Source organism: Chryseobacterium oryctis, assembly GCF_025971925.1.
Lineage (GTDB): Bacteria > Bacteroidota > Bacteroidia > Flavobacteriales > Weeksellaceae > Chryseobacterium > Chryseobacterium oryctis.
Window position 1 is genome coordinate 134,146 of the sequence record NZ_JAPDHV010000003.1, and the last position, 17,172, is coordinate 151,317.

At 32.2% G+C, this 17,172-nt stretch carries 14 protein-coding genes; 3 read left to right on the plus strand and 11 right to left on the minus strand.

Annotated elements, in window-relative coordinates:
* Nucleotides 1-2: 2 nt before the first annotated feature.
* From gcvP to OH806_RS07710, 5 genes are all read right to left on the minus strand, one after another.
* Nucleotides 3-2,861, minus strand: a complete 2,859-nt coding sequence (gene gcvP / locus OH806_RS07690) for an aminomethyl-transferring glycine dehydrogenase (RefSeq protein ID WP_264743097.1) — start codon at nucleotides 2,859-2,861, stop codon at nucleotides 3-5.
* Between the two features lie 535 nt (nucleotides 2,862-3,396).
* Nucleotides 3,397-4,041 carry a DnaJ domain-containing protein gene (locus OH806_RS07695; protein ID WP_264743098.1) on the minus strand — a complete coding sequence of 215 codons (645 nt, stop codon included), beginning with the start codon at nucleotides 4,039-4,041 and terminating at the stop codon, nucleotides 3,397-3,399.
* A 395-nt stretch (nucleotides 4,042-4,436) separates the two neighbouring features.
* Nucleotides 4,437-4,694, minus strand: coding sequence for a hypothetical protein (locus OH806_RS07700; protein ID WP_264743099.1), 258 nt, complete (start codon nucleotides 4,692-4,694; stop codon nucleotides 4,437-4,439).
* Nucleotides 4,695-4,779: 85 nt separating this feature from the next.
* Nucleotides 4,780-5,121 carry a hypothetical protein gene (locus tag OH806_RS07705; RefSeq protein ID WP_264743100.1) on the minus strand — a complete coding sequence of 114 codons (342 nt, stop codon included), beginning with the start codon at nucleotides 5,119-5,121 and terminating at the stop codon, nucleotides 4,780-4,782.
* Nucleotides 5,122-5,134: 13 nt separating this feature from the next.
* Entirely contained in the window at nucleotides 5,135-5,713 is a 579-nt protein-coding gene (locus OH806_RS07710) for an RNA polymerase sigma factor (protein WP_264743101.1), read from the minus strand.
* Between the two features lie 330 nt (nucleotides 5,714-6,043).
* Here OH806_RS07710 and rplS point away from each other — a divergent pair, with 330 nt between their 5' ends.
* Nucleotides 6,044-6,400, plus strand: a complete 357-nt coding sequence (rplS, locus tag OH806_RS07715) for a 50S ribosomal protein L19 (RefSeq protein ID WP_264743102.1) — start codon at nucleotides 6,044-6,046, stop codon at nucleotides 6,398-6,400.
* A 68-nt stretch (nucleotides 6,401-6,468) separates the two neighbouring features.
* Here the strand turns inward: rplS and OH806_RS07720 are convergent, their stop codons facing one another.
* The 5 genes from OH806_RS07720 to OH806_RS16600 all read right to left on the minus strand — a co-directional run bounded on the left by OH806_RS07720 (nucleotide 6,469) and on the right by OH806_RS16600 (nucleotide 14,489).
* Nucleotides 6,469-7,461, minus strand: a complete 993-nt coding sequence (locus OH806_RS07720; protein WP_264743103.1) for an alpha/beta fold hydrolase — start codon at nucleotides 7,459-7,461, stop codon at nucleotides 6,469-6,471.
* A gap of 76 nt (nucleotides 7,462-7,537) precedes the next feature.
* Nucleotides 7,538-8,521, minus strand: a complete 984-nt coding sequence (locus OH806_RS07725) for an EamA family transporter (protein WP_264743104.1) — start codon at nucleotides 8,519-8,521, stop codon at nucleotides 7,538-7,540.
* A gap of 121 nt (nucleotides 8,522-8,642) precedes the next feature.
* A complete protein-coding gene (locus OH806_RS07730; protein WP_264743105.1) occupies nucleotides 8,643-11,240 on the minus strand; it encodes a T9SS-dependent M36 family metallopeptidase in 2,598 nt (865 codons plus the stop codon).
* A 266-nt stretch (nucleotides 11,241-11,506) separates the two neighbouring features.
* Complete coding sequence (gene rpsA / locus OH806_RS07735) at nucleotides 11,507-13,294, minus strand: 30S ribosomal protein S1 (protein WP_264743106.1); 1,788 nt, start codon at nucleotides 13,292-13,294, stop codon at nucleotides 11,507-11,509.
* A gap of 955 nt (nucleotides 13,295-14,249) precedes the next feature.
* Nucleotides 14,250-14,489 carry a DsbA family protein gene (locus OH806_RS16600; protein ID WP_406567605.1) on the minus strand — a complete coding sequence of 80 codons (240 nt, stop codon included), beginning with the start codon at nucleotides 14,487-14,489 and terminating at the stop codon, nucleotides 14,250-14,252.
* 146 nt (nucleotides 14,490-14,635) lie between these two features.
* Between OH806_RS16600 and OH806_RS07745 the strand changes: the two genes are divergently transcribed.
* Together OH806_RS07745 and OH806_RS07750 are read left to right on the plus strand one after the other, a co-directional pair.
* A complete protein-coding gene (locus tag OH806_RS07745) occupies nucleotides 14,636-14,980 on the plus strand; it encodes a MerR family transcriptional regulator (protein ID WP_264743107.1) in 345 nt (114 codons plus the stop codon).
* A gap of 132 nt (nucleotides 14,981-15,112) precedes the next feature.
* Entirely contained in the window at nucleotides 15,113-16,414 is a 1,302-nt protein-coding gene (locus OH806_RS07750; RefSeq protein ID WP_264743108.1) for a helix-hairpin-helix domain-containing protein, read from the plus strand.
* A 2-nt stretch (nucleotides 16,415-16,416) separates the two neighbouring features.
* Here the strand turns inward: OH806_RS07750 and rluF are convergent, their stop codons facing one another.
* Nucleotides 16,417-17,139, minus strand: a complete 723-nt coding sequence (rluF, locus tag OH806_RS07755) for a 23S rRNA pseudouridine(2604) synthase RluF (protein ID WP_264743109.1) — start codon at nucleotides 17,137-17,139, stop codon at nucleotides 16,417-16,419.
* Nucleotides 17,140-17,172 lie beyond the last annotated feature (33 nt).

Genomic DNA, 17,172 nt, shown 5'->3' on the forward strand with positions numbered 1-17,172 from the left:
AATTACATATAAGCTTCAATAGGCTCACAAGTACAAACTAAGTTTCTGTCTCCGTACGCTTCATCAATTCTTGAAACAGTAGCAAAAAACTTGTGGTCTCTCACCCACTCCAACGGATAAGCTGCTTTTTCTCTACTGTAAGGTTTATCCCAAGAATCTGAGATTACCACCTGTTCTGTATGAGGAGCATTTTTCAACACGTTGTTTGCTGGATCAGCTTGTCCGTTTGCAATCTCATCAATTTCATGTTTGATAGCAATTAAAGCTTCTGCAAAACGATCGATTTCTGCTTTACTTTCAGATTCTGTAGGCTCAATCATCAATGTTCCGGCAACAGGGAAAGAAACCGTTGGAGCATGGAAACCATAATCCATCAATCTCTTTGCTACATCAGCAACTTCAATTCCTAAAGATTTGAACTGACGGAAATCTACTATACATTCGTGAGCAACTCTTCCATTTCCGTTTGAATATAAAATCGGGAAATGCTCAGCTAAAACTTCTTTCAGATAATTAGCATTCAAAATAGCATGTTCTGTAGATTTTTTCAATCCTGCAGTTCCTAACATCTTGATGTAAGCGTAAGAAATATTTAAGATTAATCCAGAACCGTAAGGTGCTGCAGAAATACCTTCAATCGCTTCTTTAGCTCCTACTTTAATATTGGCATTTGTAGGAAGGAAAGGCACTAAATGTTTAGCCACACAAATCGGGCCAACTCCAGGACCTCCTCCACCGTGAGGAATTGCAAATGTTTTATGTAAATTCAGGTGACAAACGTCTGCTCCGATGTTTCCTGGACTTGTATATCCTACCTGAGCGTTCATGTTTGCCCCATCCATATAAACCTGACCTCCATGTTCGTGAATCAAACTTGTAATTTCTTTAATATTAGCATCAAAGAATCCGTAAGTTGACGGATAAGTAATCATTACACAAGATAGGTTTTCAGAATGTTGCTCAGCTTTAGCTTTTAAGTCTTCAAAATCGATTTCTCCATTTTCAAGATTTTTCACCACTACAATCTTCATACCTGCCATTGCAGCAGAAGCTGGGTTGGTACCGTGCGCAGACTGAGGAATCAATACTACATTTCTGTGACCTTCACCTCTTGAAATATGATATTCTCTGATAACCATCAATCCTGCATACTCACCTTGAGCTCCGGAATTTGGCTGAAGAGAAGTTCCCGCAAAACCTGTGATTTTAGCCAAATCACTCTCCAGTTCGCGAATCATTTCCTGATATCCTCCCGCCTGATTTACTGGTACAAATGGATGAACACTACCCCAATCTGCCCAAGAAAGAGGTAACATCTCAGTTGCAGCATTCAATTTCATCGTACAAGAACCAAGAGAAATCATCGAATGTGTTAATGATAAATCTTTTCTTTCCAAACGCTTGATGTAACGCATCAATTCCGTTTCTGTGTGATATTTGTTGAATACTTCTTCTGTAAGAATTTCGTCTTTTCTCAGGTTTTCTTCAGGAATACTGTATCCTTCTTTAATCTCTAATTTGAAAGACTGCTTATCTTTAAACTGAGCAAAAGATGCGAATAAATAATTAAGTTTATCTAATGTAGTACTTTCATTGATAGAAATACTTACAACTCCTTCTGTGAAATAGTTTAGATTTAATCTATGATCAAGCATCAATCTCGTCAATCTTGCTTTTTCATCTTCACTCATCGCAATCTTCACAGTATCAAAAATTGGCTCTTCAACAGTCTGATATCCTAAAGCCTGAAGACCTCCTTTCAAAGCATTAGCTTTAAAATGAATTTGATCAGCAATATAAGCTAATCCTTTCGGACCATGATAAACAGCATACATACCTGCCATTACCGCCAAAAGAACCTGAGCTGTACAAATGTTTGAAGTTGCTTTTTCTCTTTTGATATGCTGTTCTCTCGTCTGTAAAGCCATTCTTAATGCACGTCTTCCGTACATATCCTGAGAAATACCGATGATTCTACCCGGAATATCTCTCTTATAATCTTCTCTACAAGAGAAAAACGCAGCGTGAGGACCTCCGTATCCTAAAGGAATACCAAATCTTTGTGTCGTTCCAACAGCACAATCTGCTCCCATCGAAGCCGGAGACTTCAGCTTAACCAAAGCCATTGGATCACAAGCTACAACAACCTGTAAATCTAATTTTTTATAGTCTACAATATTTTCTGTATAATCTAATACAATACCATTTTTACCTGGATATTGCAATAAAACTCCATAATAAGTTTCATCAAAATTGTGAGTTTTGTGATCTCCCTCTACAACTTCAATTCCTAATCCTTCAGCTTTTGTCTTTAATACAGATATTGTTTGTGGTAAAACAAGATCCGAGATGAAGAATTTATTAGCATTATTTTTCTTCTGATCTTTAGTTCTGTTATTAAAGAACATATGCATTGCTTCTGCAGCAGCCGTAGATTCATCCAATAACGAAGCATTTGCCAAAGCAAAACCTGTAAGGTCACACACAACAGTCTGGAAATTAAGAAGAGCTTCTAATCTTCCTTGTGCAATTTCTGCCTGATAAGGTGTATAAGCAGTATACCAGCTTGGGTTTTCAAAAATATTTCTTTGAATCGCCGATGGTAATAACGTATTATGATATCCAAAACCAATATAACTCGTATAATCAGTATTTTTTGATGCCAATTCTTTAGAATGATTAAGCATTTCATACTCTGACAACGGTTCTGAGATCTCAAGGTCTTTTTCTAAACGGATAGAAGAAGGAATGGTTTGAGAAATTAACTCTTCGACACTTGAAACGCCAATTTTTTCCAACATAGCCTGTTTATCGGCTTCATTTAGAGAAATGTGACGGCTCACAAACTGTTCTGTATTCATTTTTTTTATTAGATTTTGTTTGTAAAAAGATGGGTAAAATTACAATTTTTTACAGGATTTCACAACTAAGTTAAAATCAACAATAAAATCAACAATTTTAATCTATCTTATTTAAAATTAACCCACTTTAATTACTACTTTCACAATAAAAACATCTAAAAAAGCATAAACAAATCAAATTAGAAACAAAACCCAAAAGTTCAAATTTGACAGAAAGAAAAGATTTTAATTAAAAATCTCACTGATTATTCTCTAAACCATTCTGCCCACCCTTTCAATAAATGGTTTTACATTTTAAACTTTAAATGCTTAAAAAAGAGGAAGAAAAATTTTCAAAAAAACATTATCTATATTTATTCTAAATTAATATATTTGCATCATGAATATGATCGTCCCTTTCAAAGTACCACCTTTGGCTCCTGCATTTTCTTTTAATAATGAGGAATTGTTTTGTGAAAAGAAGTCTTGCTGTAAGAAATTTAAAAAAGGAAAAAGATGTAAAAAGTGTCCAGGAAGAAAAAAAATGGCTTAGTTTTTACAAATTTTTTACTAAAAAATAAATTGCTAATATTAATAGCAGTACGGCCATTATTATTCTGAAAATCTTTGGCTGACCATGCGGATTCATTGCTGTTCTAGGCTGTGACTTAAACATTTCTTCCGCTTTTTCTCTGAATTTCTCGCCTTCAGATTCAAAAACTTCCGTAATTGTAATTCCCTGAACTGCTGTTTTATGCAATAATGAGTTGGTTGCATGAAGTAAAATTTGGAATTTCCCGTCCTTAAACTCTGTTATTTTAAAAATCCTTTCTCCATAAGGCTTTTCCAATCCGAAAGGCAAAACTTTCACAACATCGGCATTTTGAGTTTGCCAATTGATGATTATCTCCTCTCCTTTTTTCGCGTGGATTTTATTTGCCGTAAAAGTTTTTATAGAAGGCGGAATATTGTATCTGAAACTTTTCTGGTGACTTTCCAGATTTTGGTCATAAGTTCTTCTCTTACTTTTATCACTCAAAATTTCGTAAGCCTCCTGAATTTCACGAAAACGCTCCGCAAAAAAATCGTCATTCTCATTTTTATCCGGATGATATTTTAAGGACAATTTTCTATAAACTTTCTTGATGTCTTCTTCTGAAGCATCCTGAGAAATCCCGAGAAAATAGTAGTAATCTTTCATTGAACTATGCAAAAGTAGGAATTTTTATTTTTTATGTTTGATAAAATTTTGTATTGATTTTTTATGCAAAGTTAGATTCTTATGTTTTTTAATTTTGAAAAAATAATAAATTGATTTGACTGGGCATTAGTTCCTTATTTACAACTAACCAAAACCGAGATCATATTTCGCACAGATAAAGCAGATTTTGCGGATGATGTTATTAGCTCAATTTGCTTTATCTGCAAAAAAATTACTTTTAATAAAGGAAAAACCCTAAATAATTTCAAATTAGATTCTTCATTTCACTGCGTTGTATTCGGAATGGCATAATGAGAATACATTATAAAAAGTTCGGGTCGGAAAACTTTGTTTTCCGACCCGAACCAAACAATTTCAATTTAGTTACTTTTAATTTATGCTTCGCAAACACTATTCTTTTTACAACATCCAGATGCAAACTCTTTCTTTAACTTTCCTTTCAGTTCCTGATATTGCTCTTCATCCATCTCTCTGATTTTATCTGCCAATCCGAAAGGAGATTTTTCTTTGATTCCGTATTCTTCAAAAATACCTTTTACAAATCTCTTTCTTTGCACTGCCTTTTTTGCAACTAATGCTACACCTACTACTGCCAAAGCTCCCAGAGCTCCTTTTAATGCTGAATTTTTCATTTTTTCAAAATTTTAAATTTTACTACTTTGTTTTTTATATAGACGAATCAATTTTAATTTTACTTTACTACTTCTAAAATTTTAATTATTCGTTATTTTTATTACCCCTATTGAAGAAACCACTTGCGCATCTACTTCTCCAGGCTTCTTTGAATTTTTCTCTTTCTTCGGGAGATAAATCCATCATTTTTTCTCTCATTTTTCTTTCCCTAAACCCTTTCATACCTTTTCCAAAGTGAATTCCTCCGAAAAGAATTTTAGATAAAACCAAAATTCCCATAGCCTGCCAATATGTTATTGATTTCACACCTAAAATCTCAGGAAGAAGACCATTCCATAAAGCCATCACAATCCAAGTGACTCCCAGAAAAATTAACGGCGGACATAGTATTAGAAAAATCCAGCCTTTTTTGTGTTTATGATTCATATTTTCTTCTTTACTAACTGTTTAAATCTTCATATAATTTTCTCAATCTATTCCTCAAATGCTTTACTGCATAGTTTTTACGACTGATGATTGTTTTTATATTTTCACCCTGTTCATCAGCAATTTGCTGGAGGGTTTTATCATTCAATTCGTTTTCTACATAAACAAATCTTTGTTTTTCCGGTAGTTCATCCAACGCCTCAAAAAGTTTTTTCCAGATTTCATCCTGAAACATTTTTATTTCGGGGCCTGCACTTTCATCCATCAATAAAATATCTTTGATAGAAAAATCCCCGTCTTCATCTTCGTATACGAAATCTTCAAGGTTTTCTGTTTTCTTTTTTCTGTATTTATCTGTTATTTTATTAGCGGTTACTCTGTATAGCCAACCTCCAACATTTACGATTTCAGAAAGATTAGTTAGACTACTGAATTGATACCAAACTTCCTGCAGAATATCTTCTGCATCTTCTGTATTTTTGACTTTCGGACGAATATATGACATCAGCTTCCCTCCGTACTTTGAAACAGTCTGAGAAATGATATTTTCTTTATCCTTTTGTGGCATTGGTAATTTTTCAGCAACCTCCATATTGCTATGACGATTGAAATTTTCATTTTACTTTAATTAAATATAAAGTATTTTTCATTAAATTCAAATTTCCCTTTATTCATCATACTTTATACAGAACTATTTAATTGTACTTTTTAAATTATTATATAAAAAAGCAATATTTTTGTATACTGAAAAGGACAAATACACAAGCTTAAACTTCAGAAATTAATATTAGTAAAAAAATACTTCAATTAGATAAAATTTGTTTGGTGTATTTGAAAATTATTTTTTAAATTTGCAACCTGTTATTCAACCTCTGACGAGAACCGTGTAAGTTGCTTAGCTTTAACATTTTATTTATTAATAATGGATTTAATTAAGTACGTACAAGATCAGTACATTACTAAGAAAGAATTCCCAGAATTCAAAGCAGGTGATACAATTACAGTGTATTACGAAATTAAAGAAGGTCAAAAAACCAGAACTCAGTTCTTCAAAGGAACAGTTATCCAATTAAGAGGTACTGGTGCTACAAAAACTTTCACAATCAGAAAAATGAGTGGTGATGTAGGTGTAGAAAGAGTTTTCCCTATCAACATGCCAGCTCTTCAAAAGATTGAAGTTGAGAGAAGAGGTAAAGTTAGAAGATCTAGAATTTACTACTTCAGAGACCTTAAAGGTAAAAAAGCAAGAATCAAAGACGCTGCTTACAAGAAGAAATAATTCAGACAACAATACATACAAAAAGAGACTGTTTAAATTTAAACAGTCTCTTTTTATTTAGATATCACTTATTTGATAAAATCATACAAAACATTCCAGAATTTATCATACACCTCAATATGAGGAAGATGCCCAACATTTTCAAACTCAACCAACAAAGAACCTGGAATTTCTTGTTGAGTTTTTTTACCCAATTCCTGATACTGTCCCATTTTTGGCTGCAATTCTTTCGGCGCTCTATCCTTTCCTATTGCCGTTCTGTCCCTAGTTCCTATAATCAGTAAAGTTGGAGTTTTAATATTCTTAAATTCATAACAAACCGGTTGATTATAAATCATATCCGATGTTAAAGCCGCATTCCAAGCTACTTTAGGATAATCGGAATGTAAGGTCCAACCCGCAATTAAATCCAACCAGGGCTGATATTCATCTTTCCATTTATTATCGTAATAAAATTTCAATTGATAATTTTTATAAGTTTCCACAGAATTTTTTAGCTCCGATTGATAAGCCTGATCAATTGTTTGATAAGATGCAAAAGTTTTATAATCTTCAAGCCCAATCGGGTTTTCTAAAATCAATTTCTGTACTCTTTCAGGATAAAGCAAAGTAAATCTAGTAGCCAACATTCCGCCCATTGAATGCCCTAAAACTATCGCCTTATCAATTTTAAGTTCATCCAAAATAGCTTTTGTATTTTCCGCCAGTTGAGAAAAAGAAAATTGATAACTCTGAGGTTTCGAAGACTTGCCAAATCCCATCTGATCCGGAATAATCACCCGAAACCCTTTATTTGAAAGATCTTTTGCTGTTCTTTCCCAATATGCACCATTAAAATTCTTACCATGAAGAAGCATCACTGTTTTTCCATTTTCATTTCGAGGTTTTATATCCATATAAGCCATCTTCAAATCATTATTTTGAGACTTTAAATTAATAAAATGAACATCAAACGGATATTTATAATTAGTAAGCTCGGCATCCAATGGCTCTATCTGAGAAAATACATTAATTGATAAAGCAGCCGTCATTATAACAGCAACATTTTTAAAGTTTTTCATGAAAATTTAATTTAATACATAAAAATAAAAAAAACGCCTCGAATGAAACGGTTTGTAATCACTAATTATAATTTATTTATGATATTTCTTCTATTAATATTTCCTCTTTTTTTGAGGGTAAATTCATCAAAACAATAGCAAAAAGTATTAAAGCAATCCCTATCCATTGTATAAAAACAACCTTCTCTCCCAACAAAACAAACGCCATCATTACCGAGACCGGAAGTTCTAAAGAAGACACAATACTCCCCAATCCCAATCCCGCATTTGGGAAACCAATATTAAATAAAATCGGAGGAATGATTGTTCCAAACAATGATAAAACCAACCCATATTTCCAAAAGATTGAATAATCGAATGAACGAATATGTTCTGTATTCTCAGTAAAATTTAAATATAAAGATTTTAAACTTTCAAAATGAGATGGCCCGATTTGAGCAAAAAACAAGAAAGCAAAAACCACGATTGAGCCCCCTGAAAGCATAATAATGCTTTTCCTGAAAGCAGGTAGATGAGTACCCAATGTGTTGGAACTAAACATTGTCATCGTAAAAGAAGCTGCCGCCATCAATCCCCAAAAAACACCTTTGAAATCAAGTTTTATCTCTGTATTAACAAGATTTGTAGCTAAAATTGTCCCAACCAAAACAATGACAACTGAAACAATTTTTCTTACATTCGGTAGTTTTTTTGTCAGAAAACTTTCTACCACAACACTAAACCAAACAGACTGCATCAGCAATACAATTGCAATGGATACATTGATATGCTGAACTGCTATATAATAAAACAAACTTGTACAACCAAGAGACGTTCCTGCCAACATCAGCATTTTAACTTCTTTTGAAGTAGGGGTCGAAAGTTTTTGTTTTGAAGTTGCAGTTTGAATTAAATTTAATATCAAAAGACCTATCAATCCTAATACAAATTGTGAAGTCGTCACTTCCGAAGTTGTATAACCATCCTTATAAGCCAACTTCACAAACGTAGCCAACATACCATATATACTGGCTCCTAATCCTACAAATAAAACTCCCTTAAATATATTTTTCTTCTTCATAATCTTTTTTAAAAACAGCCTGCAAAGTTACAACTTATTCCCGGAAGTAAGATAATGAATAAAAAAATCGCCGCAAGCCTTACTCACAGCGATTTATAATATTTCTTTTATTAAATTTAAGTTACTTTTTCACAATAACTTTTGAGGAAGTATCAAATCCCAGTCCTTTTACTCGTACCATATACGTTCCGTTTATTAATTTATCCGTTGATATTGCTTTTTTAGAATCAGGAGAAATTTTATCTTCAGAAGAAACTAATTTTCCAGACATATCATAAATTTCAACACTTACTTTACCTAAAACATTACTTGGAAAATTGATAAAGAACTCATTTTTAGCAGGATTAGGATAAATAGAAATTGAACCATTTTTAATAGATTTTACTTCATCGGTAGCCAATACACACTCTTCAGGTACTGAGAAATCCTCTACTTGATCATTAATGTTAGTTTTTGAGCCAGCAGAAGCATTAACCCCTAAACCTCTTTTTGCAAAAGTTCTCCAAATCATACATTTATCTGCTCCTCCAGTTGTTGCTAATTCTGCCGCCAAAATGGCATTTCTACCATCAACAAAAGTTGGGTTACAAATCTGAAGCTTTAAGGCATCTGTTACCAGTTGCAAAACTCTTGAACTACCATTTGTTGTATTTGCCGTTACATCAGAAGCATAGCCATATTTAGCAACATATTGCCAATGCAAATCCCAAAGCATTGTTGCCCAAATAAACCCAATAGAGTGTACGTCTGGGACTATAGCAGAACCATTATTATACTCCATTCCATTGGTATCTCCATACGTAAAATTATTTATTGTAAAATCCGGAGAATATTTAGCCGGTCTAATTCCTCCTCCAGCAATAGGCTGCCCCTGTGCATAGGTTCCTATTCCTCTTGCAACAGAAGCATTATCTCCCGGTTTATTTGTCAACATTAAAGCAAAGAAATCAGACCAGCCTTCTCCCATCTGTTCTTTATCAGCACTTGAACTTAAACATCCTGAACCCGTTCCTGTCATTCTATTGGAAATTCCATGTCCATATTCATGAATAACAATTCCATTATCAAAACTTCCGTCAGGAGTTATACTCGTTGCAGGATCATTTTTTAAAGTAACATTTACTATTGTATTAGCTGAAAGTTGGTCTTTAATATATTCACCTTCATCATTACTTATCAAAACAGATGGAATTGTAATTGTAGCGTCAGTTCCTGACATATTTCCAATAGTATTACCATTTGCTGTATTATTATAAATTATTACAGCCGTCGCACCAGCGTCTTGTGCATTTTTTACTTTAACTGTAAAATTACAAGTTCCCCTTTCTATCAGTCCTATTTTTCCAGCAAGAGTACCTACAGGTATTGCAGTACAACCATCTAAAACTGATGACAACTGTACGTTTCCAGTAATCCCTGTCGCACTTAAAGCACTACCAAATAAAGCTGTACCAGCTGAAGGTTGACGAGATACAGCTAAAGTTGGTGCATTATAGAAAAATAATCTATTCACCGTTGACCAAAGATACATTTGCATTCTTGGTTTGGTTCCATCTGCAGGACTGGAAAAGTTTGCATTGTTGGTACCCCCACCATCCTGAGCTTCAGCCTGTACATAATCGTTACCTACTCCACCTAATCCAAAATTAGTCTGTTGAAAATTTCTAGCTGTTGGAGTAAATCCAAACGTATAGAAAATATCATGAATTCTATTATTAAGATAAAATAAATTTGTTACAGATGCACTTATATTATTACTTGGTGTTGCATTAATATTAAATGGAAAGTCAAAGTTTCCAGAAGCCCCTCCATCAGGTGTATGCCCTATAGTATTAACTCCTGAAGTATCAGCATAAGCGTATACATTATTCCCCCTTGTTATTGTATAATGAGTAGTTCCATCATAATGCCAACCCTCTGGCGAAGCAGAAAGAATCCAAGGATTAGTAATAACGGATCTTGAACCAAAAGTAGGCGCTTCAACAGGCAAAGGAAAAACATTATAAGAAGCATTATCAGGAACTAAAAATAAAGAACTTTGTTGAGAAGTTTGTTTATTTAATGGACCTATAAAACTATTTTCATGACTATAATCATGAGAATAGGCCTCATCATGGAAGTTACATGAAAGATTCAGATCAAGCTTGCTAATAATTTCGCCATTCGTAGCATCTATTAAAATATCCCAGAAACTTGGAGAATCTGGTTCAGGAAGCGAGAATTGATAAGCTAACTTTAACATCCCTTTATCTTCCACATAAACCAAACGCTGTTTGGCAACTGGTTCAACACCATTTTCAGCTTCAAAAAAATTTAAAATAGGATATTTTTCTATCTTTTGCTTTTCAAGAACTTCTGATATTTTCTGTAAAGCTATAGTCTTATTTATAGCAGGGTTATTAGAAGTTACAGAATTATAATCTTTCAAAAACGTATCGGAATAATAAATAATTTTATTATCCCTTATCAATGCAGTTGCTGCTGCATTATAAACAGGAAGTCCATTATAGGTTTGTTGAATTTTTACAACATTACCATTTAATGATTTTGAATTATCTACATTGTCAATAATAAAATTTGTAAGATCGGATTTTTTATATTCTCTAATTTTATTTTGAGAAATATAATTTTTAATCAACACTTCATTATCTTGCGCATATAGATAAGTTGGAATTACTGAAACAGCAGCAAACAAAATAGGTAGAATTTTCTTTTTCATTTTTAACCATTAAAACCACTAATCTACAAATAATTATCAATAAAAAGTGAATTTAATTAATTTTTCAACAATTTTATTATTAAAAGTAAAGTTTATATATTAAATTTATTTTTAATAAATATTCATACTATACATCATATTTTCAATTTCATCAAAAAAAACAACAGTAATAATTAATTATGTTAATGATTAAAATAATATCATATTAATATTCACAAAAAAAGCCACTCAAATGAGTGGCTTCAATATTTTAATGGTCAAAAAGATTATTTACCTTCTTCCATTTTTCTTTTCAATTCTGCTAAAGCATCGATATCTCCAAGAGTAGATCTTTCTTCATTGTTTGAAGAAGCTACATTTCTAGAAGAAGATTCTTTCACATTTTTCTTCTCTTCATCTCTGAAGATACCTGTGTGAGAAACTACTACTCTCTTGAACTCTTTGTTGAATTCGATTACTTTAAACTGAGCCTCTTCACCTTTCTTGATTTTAGATCCATCTTCTTTCTCTAATAATCTTGAAGGACAGAATGCTTCAACTTCAGCATCTTCAAACTGAACAGAAGCCCCTTTATCGTGAACTTCTACAGCTTTACCAGCGTGGATAGTTCCTTCAGCATATTTAGATTCGAAAGCATCCCAAGGGTTATCAGTCAATTGCTTATGACCTAGAGATAATCTTCTAGCTTGGATATCTAATTCAAGAACCACAACATCTAATTTATCACCAACTGCACAGAACTCAGATGGATGCTTGATTTTCTTAGTCCAAGAAAGATCAGAGATATAGATTAATCCGTCGATACCTTCTTCTAACTCTACGAATACACCAAAGTTAGTGAAGTTTCTTACAGTTCCTACATGCTTAGATCCTACAGGATATTTAGCTTCGATATTTTCCCATGGATCTTTGCTTAATTGCTTGATACCAAGAGAAATTTTTCTATCTTCTCTATCTAAAGTAAGTACTTCAGCTTCTACCTCATCACCTACTTTTACAAAATCACCAGCAGATCTTAAATGAGTAGACCAAGACATTTCAGAAACATGGATTAATCCTTCCACACCTGGAGCGATTTCTACGAATGCACCATAGTCAGCAAGAACAACTACTTTTCCTTTTACTTTGTCTCCAACTTTTAAGTCAGCAGAAAGAGCATCCCAAGGATGAGCTTCTAATTGCTTCATACCTAATTGGATTCTTGTTTTCTCATCATCAAAATCAAGGATAACAACTTTTACAGTTTGTCCGTCCTCAAGGATTTCAGATGGGTGGTTCACTCTAGACCAAGAAAGGTCTGTAATGTGGATTAATCCGTCTACACCACCTAAGTCGATGAATACACCGTAAGAAGTAATATTCTTAACAGTACCTTCAAGAACTTGTCCTTTTTCTAATTGAGAGATGATTTCTTTTTTCTGACCTTCAATATCTGCTTCGATCAATGCTTTGTGAGATACTACTACGTTTTTGAACTCAGGGTTGATTTTCACAACTTTGAACTCCATAGTTTTACCTACGAACTGATCGTAATCTTTAATTGGCTTAACGTCAATTTGAGAACCTGGTAAGAATGCTTCGATGCCGTGTACGTCAACGATCATACCTCCTTTAGTTCTTGATTTCACAAAACCGTTAACGATTTCACCTGTTTCATGAAGTTCGTTTACTTTATCCCAAGCTTTAAGCGTTCTAGCTTTTCTGTGAGATAATTGTAATTGACCAGTTTTGTCTTCTCTTTTGTCAACCATTACTTCTACCTCATCACCAACTTTCAATCCTTGGTTGTAACGGAATTCGTTAAGAGAAATAACACCTTCTGATTTGAAGTTGATGTCTACGATAGCTTCTTTGTCAGTTAATCTTACAACTTTACCTATTAGAACGTCGTTATCGTCTAAATTGTTAAGAGATCCGTTGTAGATTTCTTCTAAATCGCTTTTTTCTTTTCTCGCATCTGCATCAAGACCTGATTCGAATGAATCCCAATCAAATTGTTCTGGTGCTACGTTTTGGTTTAATAAAACCTCTGCTGAATTTGTCTCTTTTGACATTTTCTATAAAATTTGTATTCCTTCTTTTTTAACGGTCTGAATAAATGCGGATTAAAAAATACGGAAGTAATTAATTTTTAGTAATTTACTTTTCAAACCTTCGCGCCACAAAAGTGGGTGCAAAGATACTAAATTCATTTGATACTACCAATTATTCCTGTCATAAAAAAACAATTATAAATCATTGGCTAACAATATTTTTGCCATTAAGTGCAGAAATCAAAAGATCTTCTACTTTCTCAATTCTTCAAAATAATGAGTCACCCTAAAATAGTTTTCTATTAATTATCAATATTATTTAAATCCAGAGGAATGTTTTTTATTCGGATTTTTTGTGTACAGTTTCCGGAGTTTTTATATTAAGACTTAAATGCTGACTTTTTGTTGTTGTAAAGATAAATGCTTTCTTTTAATAGTGGTATATTGAGTTGTTGAATGTTTTGAGTTTTATGAAATAGGAATTCTTGTTTCAATATCCCGTTAATCCTTTCTGCTAAAGCGTTTGGGTAACAATCACCCCCCCCCTTGTCTTAAGAGATTTAATATTGTTTTTGAGAGTATTTTGATAATAATCAGAACAATATTGTAATCCTCTATCCAAGTGATAAATAAGGCTGTGCTTTATTATTCTATTTTTAAAGCTATCAAAACATTTTCAGCACCTCCTTTCACTTACAGAAAACCCTATAATTCTTCTGCTGTAATGAGCCATTATCAATGATAAATAACAAACTGAAGTCTGAGTTTCCAGATAGATAATATCGCTTACAAAACCTGTTTGGTGGGAATCTGTTTTTTAAATCTTTCAATAAATTAGGATACTTTCTTAGCCAATGTTTAGAAAACTTAGTTTTATGTATTTCTTTTTAGGATAAATTAATAGTTTTTCTCTTTTTAGAGATTCTTGAATTTTCATAAATAAAAATTATTTTAAAACGGACAGAACTTTAAAAAATTAAAACCTACATTTCCCCAGACCTGTTTTTGTCTTAATATCAGAAAATCCTTTCTTTTGATTACAATATTCGATTGTAGTAAAAGTTTTTGATAAATCTAAAGTTAAATCAAACTGAAAGCTCTTCCACTCCACCTCTACATTATCTTTAAATGGCAATTTGTCAAGAGCTTGTTCAAAATTACGCTTTCCAATATAACAAAACGGACTCATCATATCCAACCAGATTTCTATTTTCATTTACTAAAATTTACTTTTTCAAAGTTTGTCTTTTATGAGAAATAATCTCCTCTTGAATGTTTTTAACAATTGAATTTCATTAATGACAACCATGTATTTGCCACAAATCTCAAAAAATTTTATCTTTGAAACCTAGGATTTGAAAAATGAAGATAAATTTACCCGATAAGTTGTATTATTCTATAGGAGAAGTTGCTAAAGCATTCGATGTAAACACTTCATTAATAAGATATTGGGAGCAGGAATTCCCTATCATTAAACCTAAAAAAAATAAAAAAGGCAACAGGTATTTCACTCCTGAAGACATCAAAAATTTACAAATGATTTATCATTTGGTTAAAGAAAAAGGCTACACTCTAGATGGAGCTAAAGTTGCTTTAACCACAAACAGTAAGATTTCTGAAACAATAACTTTAATTGACAGATTGGAGTTTGTAAAAGCCGAACTTTTGAAATTAAAAGACTCTTTAACAGAAAAAGATTCGGAATAATTCTTAAAATAATTTACATAATCATTAAACCAGGTTTATTTTAACAACCTGATAATCAGTTTTATATTTAAAAACTTTCAATTTCTAATTTTACCATTGCTGTGACTTGATATATTTATTAAGTTTACCGTGATGAGAAAAAATTATTACCAAAAGATGGCATTCACAGGAATGCTACTAATTATTTTATTTACCTTCCAAAAACTCATAAGCAAGAGCAAGGAAGATTTTTCTGATGTAAAATTTATTACAAAAAATACGTCCGTTCAAAATTTATCTGACTTTGACCCGAATGATTTAGATGAAAAACAATGGAAAGATTTAGGATTTTCAGAAAAACAGACTGCAACTATTTTAAATTATAAAAATGTTGTTGGAGGAAAATTTACATCCAAAGAACAACTCAAAAAATGTTTTGCCATTTCTGCCGAAAAATTTTTTGAGCTTGATAAGTACATTTTACTTCCGGAATCAAATGAAAATGCCAATTCTACTTTTTTTAAAAGTTTTGAAAAGAAAACAATTCTAGTTTCAAGAAAATTCAATCCTGATAATTTACCAATCAATGATTGGATAAAAATGGGATTTAGCGAAAAACAATCTGAAGCCATTTTGAAATATAAAAATTACCTTGGAGGAAGCTTTGTTAGCAAAGAAAAGTTCAAAGAATGCTTTATCATCAGTAATGAAAACTACCAAAAACTAGCACCTTATTTGATACTTCCTGAAAAAACTCCTGCAAATTTTAAAAATTTCACTAAAAATATAATTCAAGAAAAATCACAAATAAAATATCAGCCTTTTGACCCAAACTCCACTAATATCGAAGGTTGGCAAAACTTAGGTTTTTCAGAAAATCAAGCCAAAGTGATTGTTAATTATCGGGACAAAAATTTAAAAGGAAGTTTTAAAAGTTTAGAAGATATTCAAAATTGTTTTGTTATTTCTTCAGAAAAATTTGAAGAACTAAAACCTTATATAAAATTAAATTCTGCAACAATTGCCAAGAATCCTGAATCTGAAAAAACTGTTACAAAACAGGAAAAAACAGACTTTTCAAAAATTGATCTGAATGCAATTACTTTCAAACAACTTTTAGAATTCGGATTAGATGAGAAAAGTGCTGGTTCTATGATTGGTTTTAGAAAAAAATTAGGTGGGTTTGTCAATAAGCAGCAAATTTTAGACACATACAACATTGATAAAGATTTAGTTGAAAAACTTATCTCAATTTGCCCATTGAACACGAATGAAGTTCAAAAATATACTCTGGTTGATGCACCTGAAGAATGGCTTAAAAATCATCCATACTTCAAATATTCTGCAGATAAAATTATTTTCTATCGTCTAAGCAATCCTGATGACAAAAAGATTTTGAAATTTTTAAAGCTAAAACCAGAATACGAAACCAGAATGAAACTTTATATGAAATAAAATTAATCGAATGTTTTACTTGAACTTTCAAGAGTTCTATTTAAAGCAGAAAGTTCTTCCTCTGTTAAATCTCTCCATTTTCCGATAGGGAGATCTAATTTTATGTTCATAATTCGGATTCTTTTCAACTTTTTCACTTCATAACCAAGATATTCGCACATTCTACGAATTTGTCTGTTCAAACCTTGGGTAAGAACAATTCGAAAGTTCATTTCATCAATTTTTTCAACCTCACATTTCTTTGTAACAGTATCTAAAATCGGGACTCCATTTCGCATTCTATCCAAAAATCTGGGAGTAATTGGCTTGTCAACTCTTACCAAATATTCTTTTCCATGATTGTTTTTAGATCTCAGAATTTTGTTAACAATATCTCCGTCACTGGTCAAAAGTATCAAACCTTCACTCGGTTTATCAAGTCTTCCGATTGGGAAAATTCTTTTTGGATAATTAATGTAATCAATAATATTGTTTTTCTCTCGTTTTGTATCTGTTGTACAAACGATTCCTACAGGTTTATTAAATGCGATATAAACATGCTTTTCTTCCGGCTCACGAATTGGTTTTCCGTCGACCTCAATTACATCTTCATCAGAAACTTTAGTTCCAAGTTCCGGAATTTTACCATTGATTTTTATTCTTCCTTCTTCCAAAAGTTTATCAGCAGCTCTTCTGGAGCAATAACCAACTTCTGATAAATATTTATTGATACGTGTTTTTTCCATTAAAATTTTCCTTAACCAGTAGGTAATTAAATA

Excerpts from the sequence above, each read along its gene's own strand:
- rluF (WP_264743109.1), bottom strand. The coding sequence starts at position 17,139 with ATGGAAAAAACACGTATCAATAAATATTTATCAGAAGTTGGTTATTGC.
- rplS (WP_264743102.1), top strand. The coding sequence starts at position 6,044 with ATGGATTTAATTAAGTACGTACAAGATCAGTACATTACTAAGAAAGAA.
- OH806_RS07705 (WP_264743100.1), bottom strand. The coding sequence starts at position 5,121 with ATGAATCATAAACACAAAAAAGGCTGGATTTTTCTAATACTATGTCCG.
- OH806_RS07700 (WP_264743099.1), bottom strand. The coding sequence starts at position 4,694 with ATGAAAAATTCAGCATTAAAAGGAGCTCTGGGAGCTTTGGCAGTAGTA.
- OH806_RS07695 (WP_264743098.1), bottom strand. The coding sequence starts at position 4,041 with ATGAAAGATTACTACTATTTTCTCGGGATTTCTCAGGATGCTTCAGAA.
- OH806_RS07745 (WP_264743107.1), top strand. The coding sequence starts at position 14,636 with ATGAAGATAAATTTACCCGATAAGTTGTATTATTCTATAGGAGAAGTT.
- OH806_RS07750 (WP_264743108.1), top strand. The coding sequence starts at position 15,113 with ATGAGAAAAAATTATTACCAAAAGATGGCATTCACAGGAATGCTACTA.
- OH806_RS16600 (WP_406567605.1), bottom strand. The coding sequence starts at position 14,489 with ATGAAAATAGAAATCTGGTTGGATATGATGAGTCCGTTTTGTTATATT.
- gcvP (WP_264743097.1), bottom strand. The coding sequence starts at position 2,861 with ATGAATACAGAACAGTTTGTGAGCCGTCACATTTCTCTAAATGAAGCC.
- OH806_RS07730 (WP_264743105.1), bottom strand. The coding sequence starts at position 11,240 with ATGAAAAAGAAAATTCTACCTATTTTGTTTGCTGCTGTTTCAGTAATT.
- rpsA (WP_264743106.1), bottom strand. The coding sequence starts at position 13,294 with ATGTCAAAAGAGACAAATTCAGCAGAGGTTTTATTAAACCAAAACGTA.
- OH806_RS07710 (WP_264743101.1), bottom strand. The coding sequence starts at position 5,713 with ATGGAGGTTGCTGAAAAATTACCAATGCCACAAAAGGATAAAGAAAAT.
- OH806_RS07725 (WP_264743104.1), bottom strand. The coding sequence starts at position 8,521 with ATGAAGAAGAAAAATATATTTAAGGGAGTTTTATTTGTAGGATTAGGA.
- OH806_RS07720 (WP_264743103.1), bottom strand. The coding sequence starts at position 7,461 with ATGAAAAACTTTAAAAATGTTGCTGTTATAATGACGGCTGCTTTATCA.